Annotated in this window: 17 protein-coding genes; 4 read left to right on the forward strand and 13 right to left on the reverse strand. The window is 44.5% G+C overall.

All coding sequences use genetic code 11. The features are described 5' to 3' along the window. Positions 1-8: 8 nt before the first annotated feature. From GB993_RS05585 to GB993_RS05605, 5 genes are all read right to left on the reverse strand, one after another. Entirely contained in the window at positions 9-437 is a 429-nt protein-coding gene (locus tag GB993_RS05585) for a hypothetical protein (protein WP_161003413.1), read from the reverse strand. A 23-nt stretch (positions 438-460) separates the two neighbouring features. After that, on the reverse strand, positions 461-1,294 hold the full coding sequence (locus GB993_RS05590; RefSeq protein ID WP_161003414.1) for a ribonuclease H family protein: 834 nt from the start codon (positions 1,292-1,294) through the stop codon (positions 461-463). A gap of 7 nt (positions 1,295-1,301) precedes the next feature. Beyond that, positions 1,302-2,426: an A/G-specific adenine glycosylase gene (gene mutY, locus GB993_RS05595; RefSeq protein ID WP_161003415.1), complete on the reverse strand. Its 1,125-nt coding sequence runs from the start codon at positions 2,424-2,426 to the stop codon at positions 1,302-1,304. Positions 2,427-2,492: 66 nt separating this feature from the next. Beyond that, positions 2,493-3,338 carry a hypothetical protein gene (locus GB993_RS05600; RefSeq protein ID WP_161003416.1) on the reverse strand — a complete coding sequence of 282 codons (846 nt, stop codon included), beginning with the start codon at positions 3,336-3,338 and terminating at the stop codon, positions 2,493-2,495. Between the two features lie 381 nt (positions 3,339-3,719). After that, positions 3,720-4,157, reverse strand: coding sequence for a hypothetical protein (locus GB993_RS05605; RefSeq protein WP_161003417.1), 438 nt, complete (start codon positions 4,155-4,157; stop codon positions 3,720-3,722). A 124-nt stretch (positions 4,158-4,281) separates the two neighbouring features. On the opposite strand from GB993_RS05605, the gene GB993_RS05610 reads away from it, so the two are divergent. Beyond that, positions 4,282-4,869: a MarR family winged helix-turn-helix transcriptional regulator gene (locus GB993_RS05610; protein WP_161003418.1), complete on the forward strand. Its 588-nt coding sequence runs from the start codon at positions 4,282-4,284 to the stop codon at positions 4,867-4,869. Between the two features lie 50 nt (positions 4,870-4,919). Here the strand turns inward: GB993_RS05610 and cysK are convergent, their stop codons facing one another. Beyond that, on the reverse strand, positions 4,920-5,837 hold the full coding sequence (gene cysK, locus GB993_RS05615) for a cysteine synthase A (RefSeq protein ID WP_161003419.1): 918 nt from the start codon (positions 5,835-5,837) through the stop codon (positions 4,920-4,922). Beyond that, positions 5,830-6,402 (reverse strand): serine O-acetyltransferase, encoded by a 573-nt coding sequence (gene cysE, locus GB993_RS05620; RefSeq protein ID WP_161003420.1) that lies wholly within the window; start codon positions 6,400-6,402, stop codon positions 5,830-5,832. The genes cysK and cysE overlap by 8 nt, the downstream gene beginning before the upstream one ends. 403 nt (positions 6,403-6,805) lie before the next feature. Here cysE and GB993_RS05625 point away from each other — a divergent pair, with 403 nt between their 5' ends. Then, positions 6,806-9,109: a cation:proton antiporter gene (locus GB993_RS05625; protein ID WP_161003421.1), complete on the forward strand. Its 2,304-nt coding sequence runs from the start codon at positions 6,806-6,808 to the stop codon at positions 9,107-9,109. 552 nt (positions 9,110-9,661) lie between these two features. Here GB993_RS05625 and lplA read toward each other — a convergent pair. Together lplA and GB993_RS05635 are read right to left on the reverse strand one after the other, a co-directional pair. Then, complete coding sequence (gene lplA / locus GB993_RS05630; RefSeq protein WP_161003422.1) at positions 9,662-10,690, reverse strand: lipoate--protein ligase; 1,029 nt, start codon at positions 10,688-10,690, stop codon at positions 9,662-9,664. Positions 10,691-11,132: 442 nt separating this feature from the next. Then, positions 11,133-11,447 carry a DUF7671 family protein gene (locus tag GB993_RS05635; protein ID WP_161003423.1) on the reverse strand — a complete coding sequence of 105 codons (315 nt, stop codon included), beginning with the start codon at positions 11,445-11,447 and terminating at the stop codon, positions 11,133-11,135. Between the two features lie 134 nt (positions 11,448-11,581). Here GB993_RS05635 and GB993_RS05640 point away from each other — a divergent pair, with 134 nt between their 5' ends. After that, entirely contained in the window at positions 11,582-11,800 is a 219-nt protein-coding gene (locus tag GB993_RS05640) for a P8 family protein (RefSeq protein ID WP_161003424.1), read from the forward strand. A gap of 84 nt (positions 11,801-11,884) precedes the next feature. Here the strand turns inward: GB993_RS05640 and GB993_RS05645 are convergent, their stop codons facing one another. The 4 genes from GB993_RS05645 to GB993_RS13180 form a co-directional block, all read right to left on the reverse strand. After that, a complete protein-coding gene (locus GB993_RS05645) occupies positions 11,885-12,811 on the reverse strand; it encodes a cation diffusion facilitator family transporter (RefSeq protein ID WP_161003425.1) in 927 nt (308 codons plus the stop codon). A 743-nt stretch (positions 12,812-13,554) separates the two neighbouring features. Then, the gene (locus GB993_RS05650) at positions 13,555-14,430 is read right to left on the reverse strand and encodes a GNAT family N-acetyltransferase (RefSeq protein ID WP_161003426.1); all 876 of its coding nucleotides are present in this window, start codon (positions 14,428-14,430) and stop codon (positions 13,555-13,557) included. A gap of 17 nt (positions 14,431-14,447) precedes the next feature. After that, entirely contained in the window at positions 14,448-15,602 is a 1,155-nt protein-coding gene (locus GB993_RS05655; protein WP_161003427.1) for an MFS transporter, read from the reverse strand. A gap of 1,160 nt (positions 15,603-16,762) precedes the next feature. Then, on the reverse strand, positions 16,763-18,115 hold the full coding sequence (locus GB993_RS13180) for a GHKL domain-containing protein (protein WP_161003428.1): 1,353 nt from the start codon (positions 18,113-18,115) through the stop codon (positions 16,763-16,765). Positions 18,116-18,232: 117 nt separating this feature from the next. On the opposite strand from GB993_RS13180, the gene GB993_RS05665 reads away from it, so the two are divergent. Then, positions 18,233-19,093: a VOC family protein gene (locus tag GB993_RS05665; RefSeq protein WP_161003429.1), complete on the forward strand. Its 861-nt coding sequence runs from the start codon at positions 18,233-18,235 to the stop codon at positions 19,091-19,093. Positions 19,094-19,164: the final 71 nt, after the last annotated feature.

Here is a 19,164-nt window from a genome sequence, read left to right on the forward strand (position 1 = left end):
TCGTTTATTTAAGATTTTTGGCGCTTAACAAATACAAACCGAATCACAAGCCAAACGTCGACGACAGCTGCGAAAATATAAACTAGTCCATATAGCATAAATGTTAACAGCGCTGAACCACCGTTTGGAGAACCATGTGAAGCCCACGCGCTGTTGTATTCCGTTTGCGCAAAGGATTCGCCATTTTCATCATAGGCACGCCGGATAAATGTTCGGTTATCAACAGTTTTGCCCTGCCGTCGCAGTTGGCGCCAGCGACTAACACTCGCGCGAGCAAACGGATAAAGCAGTAGCCAATTCACAAGATTGCCATAATCAAACGCCGTAAGTGTGTAAAATAAGCCACCAGCTGGTTTCAAATGCGCTACCAAGGTAAAAAAGGCAAAGAAGATCAGTCCCAATGTATAGGAAATTACGAGCTGTAGCCACTTATTCATACCCTCACCTGTCTCTAAAAGTCTTAAAATAAATTCATTTGTTCAGAATCATCTGACGCAGCATTACCGGAGTAACCATCAGCCACTGCTTGGTCCGTAATTGTCGCTAACGGGTTCACTTCGGACCGTTTGCCGATCGGATTTTCCCCATTCATGGCATCCATTGTTTGATTCAACAGTTCATCCACAAACACGTTACCAGAATTGTCGGCGTGACCCTTTGTCCACTCAAAACGTAGATGTGGAAAGGCTGTCAACTGGTCGCTCATTGCTTGCCACAGCTCTTTGTTTGCCAGTGGCGCACCGTTACTGCGTGCCCATCCCCGTCGTTTCCAACCGGCTAACCAACGTTTGGTAATCGCATCCAGAACATATTTTGAATCCAGTACAGCCAAAATCGGTTCTTTGTTCAAACCTGACTGTTGTAAAGCCTGTAGCGCTCGCAATAAGCCGGTGATTTCCATTTTATTGTTGGTTGCGCCAAATTCACCCAGTGAATCGTAATACTGCTGACCATCTTTTTTAATCAGGTATGCCCACGCCGCCTTGTCGCCTTGTCGTACGTGCCCACCAGCCACGTTACCCGTATTTCGAGAACCACCGTCAGAATACATGACAATTTTTTCTGTTACTGGTTGACTGGTTGTAACGTGCCGTGAAGCTGTTGCTGCCGGTTTACGTCCCGACGCAGTGTATTGCCCACCAGCATCCAACCACTGCTGGGCGGCGTCACGCGTTGGGAAACTCTTGTATCGTGCTCCAGCCATCCCGTCAACCTGCTGCTTAGCGGCGGCCCAAGTTGTGAAGATGCCTGTTTTGCGGCCATGAGCGACTGCATAAAACTTTTTTCCTGCCATAATAACCTCACTTTTTTGATGCAGCTTGCCAACGTCGCCACAGCTTTTGTTGGACAACTGGCATCGGATATTGATCAAACGCCGATTCAGCCACAATTTCACCCGCGAACAAACTGATATCTGGGACTGTTGATAACTCCGCTGAAACCAGCCGAATTTGCCACTTCAAATGGGTGAATGTGTGTGTCACAGCGCGGCCACCAATCAAGGCCAAAGAAACCGGAATTTCCGTTTCCGTTTCGAACGCCTGCTCAGCACGTGACACGATATCGACGTCCATCAAGTCTGTTTCCTGCTCATCATCCTTCAACAAATCGCTTACCTTAACCAATGGAAAGGTCCATAAGTTGGCCAGTAATCCCGTCGATGGTCGTTTCGTCATTAAATACCCAGCAGGTGTGTGAATGACTAGTGCAACATAATCGACTGGTACTGGCCGCGGCTTGGCCGTTTTAACCGGATAATCAAGTACATGGCCCGTTTCGTATGAACGGTCAAACGCTTTTACTGGTGAGTGAGCAACATCCGGATTTTTCGCTGTCATGTAGCTACTGCCCAAGTCCATAATGGCTTGATTAAAATCCCCAGGCCGCTGTGGATCAATAATTTGATCAATCGTCTCGGCAAACAGCTGGCGAGTTGCCGGTTTGGTAATATCAGCGTCAATCATCAGCAAGCGGCCAAATACCCGAAAGGCATTCCCATCGACCGCCGCCACTGGTTCGCCAAACGCAATGCTGGCAATCGCGCCCGCCGTGTACGGACCAATGCCAGTCAGTTCCTGCAAACCCGCAGCCGTTGTCGGCCACTCACCATTCCGGTCGTCGACGATTTCCTGTGCCGCTCGTTGCAGATTGCGGGCTCTTGAATAGTAGCCAAGGCCCTCCCACGCTTTCAATAACTGTTCTGGTTTAGCCGCTGCCAAATCATTAATTGTAGGAAACATGCTCATAAAACGTTCATAGTAAGGAATAACCGTATTCACTTGCGTTTGTTGCAGCATAATTTCTGATACCCACACGTGATACGGATCATGATCACGACGCCATGGCAAATCCCGTTTATTTTCGTCATACCACTTTAATAATGTTTTTCGAAACGCTGCAATCGTTTCTTCTGACCACTGTTCCATTGCTGCGCTCCCATCCGCTTGTTAGTGGTGTTATCTTAGCATATTTCAGCTCACTGATGTGCATCCCTAATCGCCATTATCATTCGAATCCACGTTATCAGAATCAACACTGACACTATTATTGCTATCTTGAGAAATACTGTCATCTTCACTCGATTGAGAATCCGAAGTGTCATCGTTTGAATCACTATCATCATTGCTTTGCGAATCATCACTCACGGAATCTGACGAGTCATCATCGGTCGAATCTGCATCGCTTTGCGAATCAGTATTTGAATCACCTTCATCCTGTTCTGTATGAGTTTGAATGCCAAAATAACTCAACATGTTTTCATAATTTCCAGATAAGTTTTCATTGCTTAATATTGAGCCATTTTTAGCATCGACAACCAGTTTCATATCAGGCTCAGAGGCTGCACCACTGCCTAAAATAATTGTAACGGTATGGTTATTGTTTTTTGTCAACACAATTCCACCATCACCGGCACCACTTTTGTTTACGTACATAACAAAGATACTATTGCCTGGTATTTTGTTCGAAGGCCAAGCATACGATGAGTCAGACACTCCCGTTAAATCAATGACATCTAAACCAATATATTCATGACCTTCAGACGAAGCGCCGTACACCTTTTGTAGGAACGATGAAGCTGTCGCAAATGTCCAAGGTGCCTGAATAAATGCGTCAGTTTGGTCATTGTCATTCGCCGATTCACCGTTTTGATTTGAGTCTTGACTGGCATCACTAGTTGACGAATCAGCATGAGAACTCACATTTGTTTTGGAATGTTTAACAACCTTCTCGCTTCTATTAGACGCATCTCTAGAATTCTGTCCATTGCTTGAATCACCACAAGCAGTCAGCATAAGTAACGAAGCTGTTGATATCAGCAGTACAACAGTCTTTTTCATACTTAAATAGCTCCCCTGAATATGTATTTTCCCTTAACTCTCCATATAAAATTATAAGTCAAACATTTGAAAACAAACGGTTTAGTTTTAGAACCGTTAATATCAATTTTGTCAGACTTCCGAAGGGTATTAGTAGTGTAGTCAGACAGGGACATAGTTCTGTGACAGCAATCCTTAGCAGCGCTTTACGGCCGCTTAGTATTGCAGGGCGACTTCAGAGACGGTTTGTGGCTCTGAATCGAGGTAGAAGACCGCAAAGCGGGCTGAGACCGGTCCCACAGAACGGCCGTCCCTGTCTGGCGGAACGGTTAACATTTTTCCTCTTTCAAGACACTAAAAAAGACACTTAATATGGAAGTGTCTTTCTGATTAGTTATCATATTAAAGAACAACAGTTGCCACTTCTAATTCGTCGTTAGCTTGATTTACCGCCCGCCGAATCTGGGTGTGATCATGATGATCCGAACTCATCACCAATACATCAAACGAAAAATCAGTGCAGTACACTTCTTCCGTTAACCGAGCCAGATTACTACCTCGCTTGATGGAAGCTTTCACGCTCCTGGCACCCATCGCTTTAGCAACATCACTTAAATCTGTTGCAAACTTATCAGCCTGATCATGTTGTTTGCGAACGTATCTTGGGTTCAATGCATTAAAAACACTTAAATTATCATCATCTATCCATACAATAATGTTGAGACTGGCGTTATCATGAACTGCCGTCTGCAAAGCATAATCAAACGCGTCAATATTTTCTGTGGCCGCGTTAACCACAACAGAAACCATATCAAAACGAGTTGCTTCTGCTAATTCCATAAGATCACTTCCGTTTAAAAAATGATTGTTTCTCTTGGAAACAAAAACGAGTATAGCACCTATTGTTTCCAAAAGAAACATTTCGCGGTAAAATAAATATATTAATTCAAATGGAGGAATGGATATGGACCATTCACGTGCACAAGAAATCAACGATCTTTATACGGGCCTGCTCAATTTTGAAACGGCCAACCACCCGTTTGACATGCGTTTTCAGCAAGCCATGATGATGCACAAACGTTTTGGGGGTGGACCAGGAAATATGGGCCATCATAATCACCATGATCAACGTAATATGCAAGACTGGGCCAATCATATCGACCAACATTTCCGTGGACCTCTTCGCGATGTTATGGAAACAATTCAAGCACATCCCAAAATCAATGCACATGGTATCAGTGACGCCCTCGACATTTTACCAGGCACGCTGTCCAAATATCTCAAACGCCTGATTTCACGACGCTTAGTCGATGAACAAACTAATCCAGAAAATCGGCGAGAAAAGTTTTATCGCCTGACGGATGCCGGCACATGGCTACTTTCTTTGGCCCATGGGATTCAGGATGATGACAAAGAAGCAAAGGAAACTGTCGTAAATGAATTTTCACCAGAAGAACAAGATGTCATCGTTCGGTTTTTAGTTGCCATGCGGCACCGTAACGACAATGCTGAACCAACTAGTGATACTAATGATGTCAATCCAAACAAATAACCACCAACGGTTAAAAGACTGAACCGTCAGTGGTTATCAACACGAATTTATTAATCTGCATAAAGCGAAGTTGAGAGATAACGTTCGCCATTATCAGCAGCTAAAGCAAGCACTTTATGACCTGCACCCAATGTTTTAGCACGTTCAATCGCTGCCCAAACGGCTGCACCACCTGAGAAGCCCAACAGAATTCCCTCTTGGCGTGCAATTAACCGCGCAGTAGCAACAGCGTCTTCACCAGTTACATCGGTGACACTGTCATACACATGAGTGTCCAAAATATCCGGTACAAAACCAGTCCCAATTCCTTGAATCGGGTGTTTGCCCGGTTGACCGCCATTTAAAACGGCCGACGCAGCCGGTTCAACCCCAACGATTTCAACATTGGCATTAGTCTCTCTCAGGAATCGACCCGTGCCTGAAATTGTGCCACCGGTGCCAATTCCGGCAACAAAAACATCCGGCGTGCCGTCAAAGTAGTCAACAATTTCGGGACCAGTTGTTTCATAGTGTGCCTGTGGGTTCAGTTCATTAATGAATTGTCCCAAACGGAAGTAGCCACCTTCCTTAAGTTTGTCATTCACCAAGTTAATGGCACCAGTAATGCCTTCACTACCAGGCGTTTCAATTAATTCGGCACCGTAAGCTTTCATAATTTGCTTACGTTCCTCACTGGCCGTATCTGGCATAACTAGCACTGCATGGTAGCCCTTAGCGGCGGCCACCGCAGCAATCCCAATCCCTGTGTTTCCTGAAGTAGGTTCAATGAGCGTCATGCCATGCGTTAGAGTACCTGCCGTTTCTGCGGCTTCGATCATTTTCAAGGCGATACGGTCCTTAACGGAACCAGCCTCGTTAAAGAATTCCAACTTCACATAAACATCAGCGGCACCATCTGGCACCGAACGTTGGAGCTTAACAATTGGTGTGTGACCGATATAATCTAAAATGTTTTCTTTTTTAATCATGTTGATGACCTACCTTTGTATTTGTTTGAGTGTCTTCTAAATGAGTAACTGGTTCGTTGGGATGCCATGTTCGAACGACCTTGGCCGGATTACCAGCAACGGTATTGCCAGTGCCAACATCGTGAAGTACAACGGCGCCAGCGCCAACTTTAGCAAAGTCATGAACCGTAATATCGCCTAACAACATCGCATTGGCGCCAAGGAGTACGTGGCTCCCAATGGTCGGATGTCGTTTGCCTGGCTGATCATGACGCGAACCTAATGTGACACCGTGAAGCATCGTCACATCATTGCCAATCACTGCGGTTGCCCCAATCACGACACCCATGCCATGGTCAATGAAGAGCCGTTCGCCAATAGTCGCCGCCGGATGAATATCCACGCCGGTATGATGACGTGTCCAATGGCTAATTAACTCTGCAAATAATAAATGTTGCCTGCCCCAGAGCCAGTGCGCCAATCGGTATCCGACCAATGCCTGGTATCCCGAATAAGTTAACATAACCTGCCAACGCGTCCGTGCCGCCGGGTCTTCCTTAATAATACGGTCAACCGTCTTAAACATGGTAACCTCCTTTCCATTACTGATAATTATGCGTTCCTACGGGGATGCAGATAAACAAAAAAGCATCCACCACACCTGTCCTGGCCCTAGAACCAAGCAGATGGGTGAATGCTAACAAAATTTTCTTGATATTAATTGTTGAATGCCAGTTACGACATAAACAATTCAGATGTGTTAGCGGTTGTTAGACTTCCCCATAAACTTGGTCGGTTGATCAATCCGCTACAACAGTTCATGTTCATCATCGCTAACACCTCTTCCATAAATTTTATAATCGTAGTATACGTGCTTATCTTTTGTAAGTCAACAATTTACACATTATCTGTCAAACGTCCTGGCTAACATTTTTACAACACTCGCGCGTATAATAAGACCAAATCCAACGTAAGGTTTGTGAACAAATATGAGCTTAGCTTTCTTTATTGGTATTTTGATTTTGGCCGTTATTGCTGCTGAAATCGTTTATAACCAGTACCCTGCAATTCCGCTCGCGTTCTACCAAATTGCGGCAGGAATTGCGTTATCATTCATCACTTTTTATCATCATTATCAGTTCGATCCAAAAATCTTTCTGTTTGCGATCATTGCACCCATTATGTTTAATGACGCGCAGGAAACCTCAAACAGCCGGTTGAGACGCAATTTTTCTGATACGCTGTCGTTGGCAATCCTATTGGTGATTACCACCGTTATTGTTGTTGGCTTCGGTGTCCACTGGATTTACCCGGCGTTCGCACTACCATTAGCCTTTATGTTAATTTCCATCGTTAGTCCGACAGACGCAACGGCAGTTAGTTCAATTACGAAGAATCTGCAGCTGCCATCTGGATTAATGGAAACGTTGAAAAGTGAATCACTCTTCAATGACGCTTCTGGTATTGTAGCTTTTGACCTAGCATTGACAGCCTTTTCGTCTGGTAACTTTTCACCTGCTAGTGGTGTGCTAACGTTCCTGGAGACTTTCTTCGGTGGGATTCTAGTCGGCTTGATCCTCGGTTGGGCCATTGTTGGATTACGCATCAGCTTAATTCACTGGAACGTTGATAATGCTTCTACCAGTGTGCCAATCCAGTTGTTGACGCCATTCTTAGTTTATTATGTTGCTGAAGAACTCGGTGTTTCCGGTATCTTAGCCGTTGTTGCAGCTGGCCTAATTCATGGTATCGAGCGAAACCAATTACACCTAACCTCTACCAAAATGCAGGTCGTTAGCTCAAGCGTCTGGGGATTACTCACAGATATTTTAAACGGATTTGTGTTTGTTCTTCTTGGCGTGAGTCTGCCAACGATTATGGACAATTTGTTCACCAAACACCAAGTTTCAATCTTAATCCTGCTTGGTTTAGCCGTCGGCATCTACTTATTGATGATCGTGATTCGGTTCCTTTGGATTCGCCGTTTTCTCAACTTACCATTTCGTAAAGATCCCAACCAGTCTGCAGCGTTGTTAGCATTGAGTGGCGTTCATGGGACCGTCACATTAGCGATGGCTTTCTCGCTGCCCTTAACACTGCACGGTGAAGCTTTCCCGATGCGTAATGAGCTTATCTTCATCTCTGCGATCATTATTTTAATCAGTCTAGTCGTTCCTTTATTCACAATTCCGTTTATTTTACCTAAACAAGATGACGACAATAAAGAAGACTTTCAGGTCTCACACCAAAACATGCTGGACTATGCGATTGCCTGGCTGAAGAATAATGTGCCAAACAACTCCGCTCGTCACACCGTTATCGAAACACTGGTTGATGAAAAGGGCACCCTACATCGACCTGACAGAAAGACCGTTTCGGCTCTCTTTGACGGCGCTGCTCAAGCGGAAGCAGACGCCATCAACGATGAAATTGAAAATGGTAATCTCAACACCAGCGAACAACAAATATACCGTAAATACTTGTTAATGATCACCAGTCGGCGAGCCAACGCTACCGTCAGTACCCAGGTTAAATTACGTTTGAAGTTTGTGTTAATGCGGCTACTTCACCCTGGCAAGCAACGGAAAATTCGTAAACGTGGTCGACAGATGTACAAGCAACATCTTGCCTCCTATCAAAACGAATCAGATCAAACAACGACGGTCATTGACGCGCCCCTTGATACGATTAGGGACGTTACATCTAAGACACAGATTGCGACCGAATCGACATCGATTAGTGACGCTGCGGCTACAAGTAATAAGTCCTCAGAACCTGCTAGTGCGGCAAAGAGTGTTTCCTCTGCTACGGTAACCGTTCGTTCAGCCAACGCTTTGCCGGCCAGTCTTAGCGGTGAAGAGGCAGTCTCTAGTGCCACTGCTGAAGCATTGACGAAGAATGACACGGCTTCCACCAACGCCCTCATTCAGGTTCTCCATGATAATCCTCATGCAGCTCGTTCCTATACCCGTCGTTTAATGCAAACCATCGAAAAACTTGGTAACGACGCGGCCATGGAGTGGCTGTTCAACCAAGACATTACGCGTGACCCGGCGGCCATCAACGCTGTTCGTGATTCTTACATTAAGCGTTCGCAACGATTCAGTCGTGATCAAACGGACCAAAGCGAGGCCATCAACTCACTTTTCCTATCCGCTTTTCAGGCCGAGTATCAGTATATTCAAGACGCGCTTAGCGCCGATGAAATCTCAATGAATATGGCCAAAACGTTGCGGGAACAAGTGTCCTACGATCAAATGGTCTACATGAAGAATGCGGAAAGCGACAGTTAAATTTTCCTTCAAACCTTTTAAGAACAAAAGAACAGCCAATCTGCTGATGTAATTTCAGCAGGTTGGCTGTTCTTTTTAAACGGCTCACTGCCGTTACGCTGACCGAAGACGCCGTTCCATGCGGACCGGTCTCAGCCTCCTGAAACCCGGAGTCTTTAACCTTGATTATGAGCCGAAGTACACGTCTCATAAGTCATCCTGCACCACTAAGCGGCAAAGTTCCCGCCGCCAAGTGTTGCCGACACGGAACTCTGTTTTCAGTCAGCTCCACTCCTATAGTCAATATTTCAGCGTTCGCTGATTTACCCATCAAAAAGGTAAACGAAAGTTAGCCGAAACTTGCTACTATGTCAGCTGAAGGGCGCCAACATTGATACCAAGCCGTGAAGGTAACGTTAATTCGGTGGTTTATCCGAATTTAGGTTACGGACGGTCGCCAAGACTTGCGGGCCTCACGAGGCTTGGCGGCGAGGTGAAAGACCGTGAGCTTCGGGCTTGAACCGGTCCCGCGGCTAGCGTGTCAATGTTGGCAACCATAAGCCGCATTCACAACTATTCTTTTTCTAAGATCAAATCAACCAGATCATTAACATCAATGTCGCCAATATTCTGTTTGTAATTACCGGCATTGAGTCCTTCTGTTAGACCATCCTTGGTGTAAGCAACACCAAGCATTGCCTTATCAACAATTGCTGGATCACCGCCATTGATAAAATCACCATATGTTTTAAAATCGGCAATTTTATTATCTTTAAGCGTAAAGTTAAACGCCACGGTGCCAATCTGAAAATGTTTGGAGCGATATTCATCAAAACCTGGATTCTCACCATAGTTCCAAGCATCGGTGTCGTACTTACCAGCTAGCCGTTTGTCGATGATCTTCCAGTCATGGTCATTCAAGTGATAAGTTTCGATTTTACTTACGTCGTCAACATGGAACAATCGCTTTAATAGCTCAGCTCGAAATGCTTCAATATCTAGGTTTTGGAACTCAGGCTTCAAGTACGGCATGATGTTGGTCACCCGACTATCAACCGATTTAACACCCTTTGATGCCAACTTGTCAGCTTCTGGTGTCAGTACGTCGCTCGCCGCTGTCAAATCTAAGTTGTACATCAATGTCCCACCGGCAGCGTATGAATCGCCAACTTTAAACATCGTCATGCCAGAGAACTTTTTCCCATCGATAACCATATCATTACGACCACGCAGTTGTGCATCCGTTGCTCCCATATCATGAAGAGCATCCAGAATTGGGTTGGCAAATGCATCGAAATGACCAAACTTACTCGTGTCACCGATAACAATGTTTTCAAAAATAATGTTACCAAAATCATGGTATACCGCTCCGCCACCAGAAGTGCGGCGCACTAGCTTAATATTTTTCTTTTTCAAATATGGCAGATCAACTTCTGCATAGGCGTTTTGATGAACCCCAACAATAACGGACGGCTGATTTACATACACGATAAGACCGTGCCCTGGCAGACGCAGATCGTTTACTAAATAATTGTCTAACGACTGATTAACAATCGGGTCATACACCGGTTTGCCATTGCGACTAACATCAATTAAAAACATGCTTTATCCTCCCTTGGCTTCACAACGTGACTAGATTGGTTCTATTGTAAGCCTTTTCAATTCGGATAAAATACTTCTGTAGAAAATAATGATGTGCACTTCCGTTGCGGTCCCCACTACCTGCATTTACAGTTCATTTATTGATTTGACTAAGTAAACTGTCGAATAGCAACGCGTTTGAATCAACAGACAACAAAGCAAATTGAAGCAAAGTGAAGCAAAGTGAATAACGCTTATATGAGCGAGAGGGCGCCAACATTGATACCAAGCCGTGAAGGTAACGTTAATTCGGTGGTTTATCCGAATTTAGGTTACGGGCGGGCGCCAAGACTCGCGGGCCTCACGAGGCTTGGCGGCGAGGTGAAAGACCGTGAACTTCGGGCTTGAACCGGTCCCACGGCGAGCGTGTCAATGTTGGCAACCGGAAGCGGAAGTGCAATGCCTACAACCCGTCAGTAATATTGTTTGAGGAACGTAATTGCTCAACGAGGTCATCACTGATACGCTCGCTGGTGAACCGTTGCATCGGCGTCCACTGGTGACGTTCTTTGAATGGCACTGGATAAGCCGCAATAATGGCCACCATCAAGTTGTTTTCAGTTAGAAACAGTTGTCCCAAATGATCGAACTTTCCCTTCGTATGTTTGCCAACCCGCCATTCATGTGGTTTGCCATCACCGCTCACAACATATTTACCACTATCATCAGTCGTCATCGGAATGCCGACAAATCGTGTCACTTCGTACTTACCCTTCATTTGTTAATCCTCCAAATTATCTATTTTGATGTTACCACATCGTTTTCAAAAAAAGTTTCAATTAATTGGTTCACATTGGTCAAAAAGGACTACCATAGATGGTGATCATAAAAGAAAGGGAGGCTGATTTCAACATGGCACAAGCAGTTGAAATGACAAAGTTACTAGATCAACCAATGAACGAAGTGTTTGACTGGAGCGACAGCACCCTACCGATTCGCGACGCAGTATGGAACCACTACATGGACGAGGATACGCACGACACCAACAAAACGGCCGACGAAGTAGCACCTTACATGTCCATGAAGGACGACGAACTTAAGGCAGCGGTTGAAAAGTTGTTAAAGAAGTAGTCGCGAGCGACAATTAAACATTCCATTAATAAATACCAGTCAGACGAATTTATCGTTCATCCGACTGGTATTTTGTTTGTCTACCTAATGCTTCTTGTGTTTGCGAATAGTTGCAGGGTCGGGCACAGTGGCCACGTCAGTATCAGTAATGCCATACCGATGACGCATCAAACGTTCAATGCGCTCGCTCAAACCATAGCTGTCCAAAATATTCATCTCTGCATCTACATAGATCATGACGTCTAATGTCACAAGATTACCGTTGTAGTGAGCTTTTAATTCACCCACGCCGCGCACACCGTCCACATCTTCAATCGCGTCACGGTATGTGGCCTCCATTCGTGGGTCAAAGTAATCTGCTAAATTAAGGCTACTATCCAAGAAAATCTTCAACCCTGCAAATAAAATAAACAGACCAACCACAATACTAGCCGCACCATCCAGCCATGATAGATTAAACAACAATGCTCCAGCAATTGATACAAACGTCCCGATGCTGGTGAACGCATCGCTTAAACTATCTTGCGCGGAAGCTGTTAATGCGGCGTTCTTTAACTTTCTGCCAGCCTGCCGGTTCAGATACCACACAATCAGCATGATGACACTGGCAATAGCTGCCCCAATCAATGCCACCGGTTGAGGAACAACCCGCGTATCCGGATTAATAAGTCCACGAATACCGCTGTAGATAACCTGCAGAGAAATACCAATCATAATGATACCGGTAACAAGCGTAAAAATCGTTTCAGCACGGAACCGAGTGAATCTAACTCGCTGCATCGTTCCCATCGTTTGTCGCTGATTGGTCATACTAATGCCGCGATCAAACGCATCATCGTCTGTATCCCGAGCGATATGTATGCCCAGCATCAGCAGCAGACTCGACACGATTCCTGATAAATTGTTAAATGCGTCAGCTCGTAATGTTTGTGATTGGCTCATTTCTGCCAATGCGTACTCAATAACTGAAATCGATAAATAAGCTACCAAATTCAGACTCAAATGTCGCATGGCCCCGCCAAGTTTGCTAATTTCAGCGGCTTGCGTTTGCAGCCAATTATTTTGTTCTCGTTCTAAATGTCGTCCAATATGATTCTTGATAATTGTCGCACTCCATTTTTGTTTTCGCCATCCAGCTTAGCGACTTTAAGATTACGAAACAAGTAAAGTGAGTTGGCAGCCAATTCAAATAATCTGCCGATTAAGATTGCCACTTTCGTGCACAAAATTATGCAAACTTTCAGTGAAACGACTACAATAATAATTGTAATTGAGATTTGTGTTATGAATTTTCATAACCGTTGAAAGAGGTGAACATACATGGCAGAAGAATTCCCAGAAGGCCAAGAAGCCAAAGAAGAACGTCGTACCATCAATGTTGATGGTGTTGAAGTCACCCTGTTCGTTCGTGACGATAAGTTCAGCAAGTAATGTTTGTTTACACTAAATACGTCCACCGAATGCCGTTTTCAAACGACGCCGGTGGACGTATTTTTTACTTTTATTTTGAAGATTAACGAGCGTTCCGCTAGGCAGAGGCTCCGTTTCATGGGACCGGTCTCATCCCGAAGGACACTGTCTTCTTCCTCGACTTGAGGCCATCAAAAGCCGATGTCCTCAAGCCCGTCCCGCAATGCTCAATGACCAAAACCTTGTCACCAAGTATTGCTTTACGAAACTGCACCTCTGTCTGGCTACACTAACATTAGCTGTTGATATAGTTTGCACACATCATCCACAGTGATGTCGCTTAATTAGTCATTTATTTTTGCCTGAACACTAACACTTTCAAGTGTCCGCTCTGCTTTAAAGTGGAGACCCGTATAAAAGTCTCCGGCAGCCTGCTTCCTGAGCGGCCAATTTAAGTGAACTTTCTTTTGGTCGAGATTTTGAAGGCACATCGTTTTGACTAATGAACGAGCGATTCCCTGATGACGATAGTGGTCATCCACAATAATATAGTTAAGGAATAGATCTTCACCATCACGCGCATACAGGTTAAATCCAACAATTTGTTGATTAGAAAAACAACAAATCATCGTCGATTGATCATAGTCAGCCAAAATTGTGTCAAACGCAGCTGAGCCACCAGGAAAATTGGCATTGAATAGTTTGAGACAGCCAGACTTCACTGTATCTGTTAATACTGCGTCATGGCTAAGCTGATACGTTTGCATTTCTACGTGACAAGTGTCGCCTGTAGCTAATTGACTAAGTCGAGTGACGTCCGCAATCAAGCGTCTGTGACCAGTAGTTTTAAGTGAACGATTTTTTCGACTGAGCTTTGCAAAATATTGAGTCAAATTCGTACCGAAAAAATGAATTTCTGACGATTCTCTTTCATACAGGTAGCACACCAGCATCTGTCTGCTTTTAAAGTCATTTCCAAACGGACCCCATGTCTCGGCAATCCAGCGGCTATTTTCCTGATATCGTTCAACTAGCAAAATCCCAGTTAACTTGTCTTCGTCGATGCTACAAAGAAAGTAGTGATCATCCATTTCAGAAATATCCTGAATCATTTCATCGACATTATCTGACACAAAACCACAAAAAGTAGGCTCGTGATTATGGTCAATTAAATAAGTCATCCATGTATTTGATGCCGTTTCAAATCGTTTGATCACCATAAGAACTCCATTAAGATTTATTTGCCATTCGGTTGTTTGTCGACGGCCAGTATCAGCAGTCCCGCACCAACAATATCAGCGGCACATAGCCACAGGAACATGGCAGGATATGACGTGGCTTCAATGATTAAGCTACCTAGTAAAGGTCCGACAGCCCGACCAAAACCGCCTGCCAGACTACTGATGGACTGAATGGTACCCCGGTTGTCTGGCGTCGCAAATTCATTCAACCAAGCCGGAATCGTTGGCATTACGATCATTTCACCAAACGTCAGCAACAACATCCCCATCACAAAATTAATATAGCGTGGCTGGTGAATAATCATTAAAAAGGAACAGGCAAATACTACCGTACCAAAAATCACTTGGTACTTTTTGCGCGGAAAGATACGTGGCAGTATCCGGTTGCCAAACGGCTGAATCAGTACAAGTATAACAGCATTTAGCGTGAATAAAGCACTATACTCAGCCACAGTGGCTCCATGACTAGTCATGTATGTGGATAAATTAGTGTTCCACTGTGAGTATCCAATCCAGATCACAAAGAAAGCGAACGCAATCAAAACAATTGAACGAAGCGCACCATCGATTGGTTTGGAAACAACATTATTCGTCGATTCTTTAACTACTTGAGCGTTCCCGTCCTCCAGTTTGAAAATGTCAATGAGGACAGCTAGACCAAACAAGATGCCTGGTACCAGAAATGTGAGGTGAATACTGATGGCAAACAAGACGCCGGCACTCAGAGAACCAACCGCCATCCCCACGTTTGCCGCGAGAAACGAATAGTTGAACATCAAAGGTTCATCAGCCTGCAGGATTGCAACCAGACCATTGAAGGACGCAAACGCCGTCCCTATGCCTAGCCCATAAAACACCAAAACAATCGGATACAATGGCCAAGTTGGCGACAGTCCAATAATTAATAACGACAATGACGCGACCGTTTGGCCAACAATGACTGGACCTTTATGACTCCATCGATCAAACAACCGTCCACCAATGACGTTGCCGACCATCGACGCACCTGAGAAAAATAATAACGTCGTGCCAGCTACCGACAGCGGCTTTCCCAGAACAGTGTGAATATAGATTGTGGTAATTGGCATCACTAGTCCAATCCCCATGTTGATTAACATGCTGATGAGTAACACCCACTTGTGCTTTAACACATGACAAAACATCCTTCCGCAAGAACAGCGTTTGTCAAACGCCTTCCATGAATCCGGTTAAACCGGTTGCTACCTATTATGGCAAAACAATAAACATTTACAATGACAAATTCTCATATCGTTGGTATACCAATGTTTTGAAATGACGCTCAAAACAATTTAAAAGAATTTCTTAAGTTGGCGAGTCTTTCTTTTGTAAGCGGTTACGTTTCGTGTTACTATACTTGTGAGGAAAGGAATTACCTCCTCAATCGACGCCTTCTCATAGAAACTGTGCCGGGCTGGTTCTTGGAACCACGGTTGACAGTTTGATTGCTACCCCGGCATTTTCAGCCGGTAGTCCGCAGGCCACGTAAAGTTACGATGTTGAAAGACATCTATCGCGCATTGATGACGCAATTAGCCATCCGCGCCAAAAGTTGGTGACTAGTAGGTTATGGTAGCTACCCGAATTAAAGCTCCAACAAGTTTTGTTTCATCTGTTTCAAAAGTTCTATACCAAAGTTTCAAGTTGAGCATGTGATGTTGGTTGTTTTTCAACTCTCTAAGCAGGCGATACCAATGACCAAGTTTGTATAAAAGAAACCCGATGCTTTGAGTTTCTGCGTTTCCCGTACCAAAACCGTAAAGGATTCACTTGGGAGGTGTATGGCCGATACAGAGTCATATGTGTTCCACGCGTGATACCGATACCGCCGTTTGCCTGTCGATCAAATGGTGATGAGCGGCCAGTGGTAATGTTGATTACTGCTCCGCCCACATTAGCAGACAGTTTACAAGTGGGCAGGTAGGTCAGGACACGGCGTTACGTAAATTAAATATTGAGGTGTTAGCTCATTCCGAATTGTAAAACGAATGTCACGCCGATTGAGGATCTTTCCTTGATGTAACAGGTTCCGGGTAGAGAAGGCTCGGAGCCTTTTTTGTGTTGCAAAAGACTTGGTGTCTGTCTCAGTTGCCATCGTGAACATCAAAAGTGTAGAGTCAAGTAAGACCATAGCATAATCGTGTTCGCGATTAACGACGTGAGGAATATCGTACTCTAAATTCTGATAAAGCTGCTTAAACGTAATGGCGCCCCATTCCCCAGTCTAGGAATAGGACGCCATTATGTTTAATGCTTGTTAGCAAACACCGAGAAAATATCCTAACACTGTAGTCTACTTTGTTTGTGCTCTTGGCACATGAATCGTCGTTGTAAATTGCTGACCATCAATTGTTTGTTCAACCTTGATTCCTTGACGGGCCAAACGTCGAATATTGCTCATACCAATTCCCATGTGTCCTTTTTTAGAAGTGACACCCATTTGTGACGCATGACTCAAATCAATTTTTGCATTTTTTGGAATCGTGTTTGTCACTTGAAACACGTTGCATGCATCGGTTGGCGTCGCACTCAGCTTGACGAGCTGATCACTGTCCGCAGCGGCATCAAGTGCGTTATCTAAAACATTTCCAAAGATTCGTACTAAGTCCACAGAACGCTCTTCACGTAATTTGATTTCTTCATTGATGCGAACCTCAAACTTAATGTGTCGCTTTTCGGCTTCCAGTAACTTTGAATAAACCAGCCCTTTTACGTAACCACTACTCAAATACCGTAGCCGTTCAATATCCCCATTACTCATACTGGCAATACGTTGGTCATTATCATGCGTCACCTGAGCAAAATACTGTTGCAATTCCTTATCGTTTGAACGCCGAACGAAATAGCTGAGACCTAACAAGATATTTTGGTAGTCATGTGATACGCGGTGCATCTCTTCATTCATTCGACTAACTGAAGCATCATAGCCCCGCAAGTTTTCCAGCAACTGTTCACTGCGCGTTTGCTCAGAACGTGATAACACAAGATAATAATAAAAGCCGCCTAGCAGCATTCCCAAAATCATCGTCAGGTCTGTCAATAATTGCAATTTCTGTTGCAATGCTGCGGATAGTGAAACGAAATAAACAACAAAGTAGATGGCGACCAATGTGTAGTCTGAACCATCAGGTTGTAATGCAATCAGTCGTCTAAGTAGAAGATAACGGTTACTAAACCGACCTGCCCAAAGGCCAAGAATTATAAACACAATAAAGCCAATCGCAACAGCAATTAATTGGTTTAATTCCATCGACAGATTAAAATTAGATTTAAAAATGGACCGTGTATAAATTGTCAGCGTAGGGGTCAAAAAGAATTGAATCAACAATCCCGATACTCCTCCAACAAACCGCCGAAATGAATCAAAAATCACCAACAATGGAACCACCGTCACCCACTTTATCTTAGTGGTCCAGGCCAACATCAAGCTGTTGATTAGGAAAAATGGCAAAATGCTTGAAAATCCATGCGGCCAATTTGGCGCCCATGCCATGATGCCAATCCCGACCGCTTCAGCAACTAAGGTCAGTCCAAACCACGTCCATACCTGACGCTTAGTGATCGTTTCGCGCATTGCCAAACTGAAAAATAGCCAGGTTAGTAATGCACTTTGACTCGTAATTAAAAAAACAATGGTGTTAAGCACATCCTCATCCTCTCACTCATAAACTTCTAGTTTAATCATATACTTCTTTATTAGATTCAACTGTTCATTTAAAAGCCAAAAATGCGCAAAATGCGTACTATAAGAAAGTGTGATCCGATGACATTCCAAATTTCACCACAAACACAAGTGGCTCACGTGACTTTACGTGTTCGTAATCTCGGTACAATGACCGACTTTTATACAAAAATGGTTGGCCTCATAATTTTACAGCAAACGTCAAAAATGGCCGTGTTAACTATCCCTGGCGACGGGCGTCCCCGACTAACGCTCGAGCAAGGCTACGACACTATTCGCAACTTACACACAACCGGCCTTTATCACACCGCTTGGGTTCAACCAACACGTCGTGATCTTGCAAATACACTCCAGCACTATCAACAAAATCACGTCCCAGTATTTTTGGCAGCGGACCATCGTTTTAGCCAGTCCCTGTACGTTTGGGATCCAGAGATGAACGCTGTCGAGGTGTATTACGATTTGCCACAAGCAAGCTGGCTGATTCTGCCAGATGGCCGTATGCCGCAACGGACTATTCCATTGGACACCAACGATTTGCTACATGAAGCCAATAATCAATGGCAAGGATTGGCCTCCGGCTCACGCTTAGGTCACATTCATTTACGGGTAAGCATGCTGCGGCCCAGCACTGATTTTTATCAGCGGGTCTTGGGCTTTGGGCTAAAGGACTGGCTAGTACCCCATGCATCGTTTCTAGCTGCCGATGGTTATCACCACCACATTGCATTAAACGATTGGCACGGACCTTATCCGAAAATGGCGTCGAATCAAACGGGACTGATGGATTTCACTATTGATGTCGGCGCGCATTCTTCTTGGCTGGCTCTAAAGCAACAATTAACGAAACAGCAATGGTTGTTCGACCAAACAGATGGACGAATTCAGTTATTTGACCCGGATCAAAATAGGCTTAATTTTGTTTATTATGACGCTGGGTAACAACAAAAACATCGAAAAGGGACTACTAATCAAAGTCAACACAACTAGTGTGACAAAGACTGGTAGTCCCT

Source organism: Furfurilactobacillus milii, assembly GCF_009864005.1.
GTDB lineage: Bacteria > Bacillota > Bacilli > Lactobacillales > Lactobacillaceae > Furfurilactobacillus > Furfurilactobacillus rossiae_B.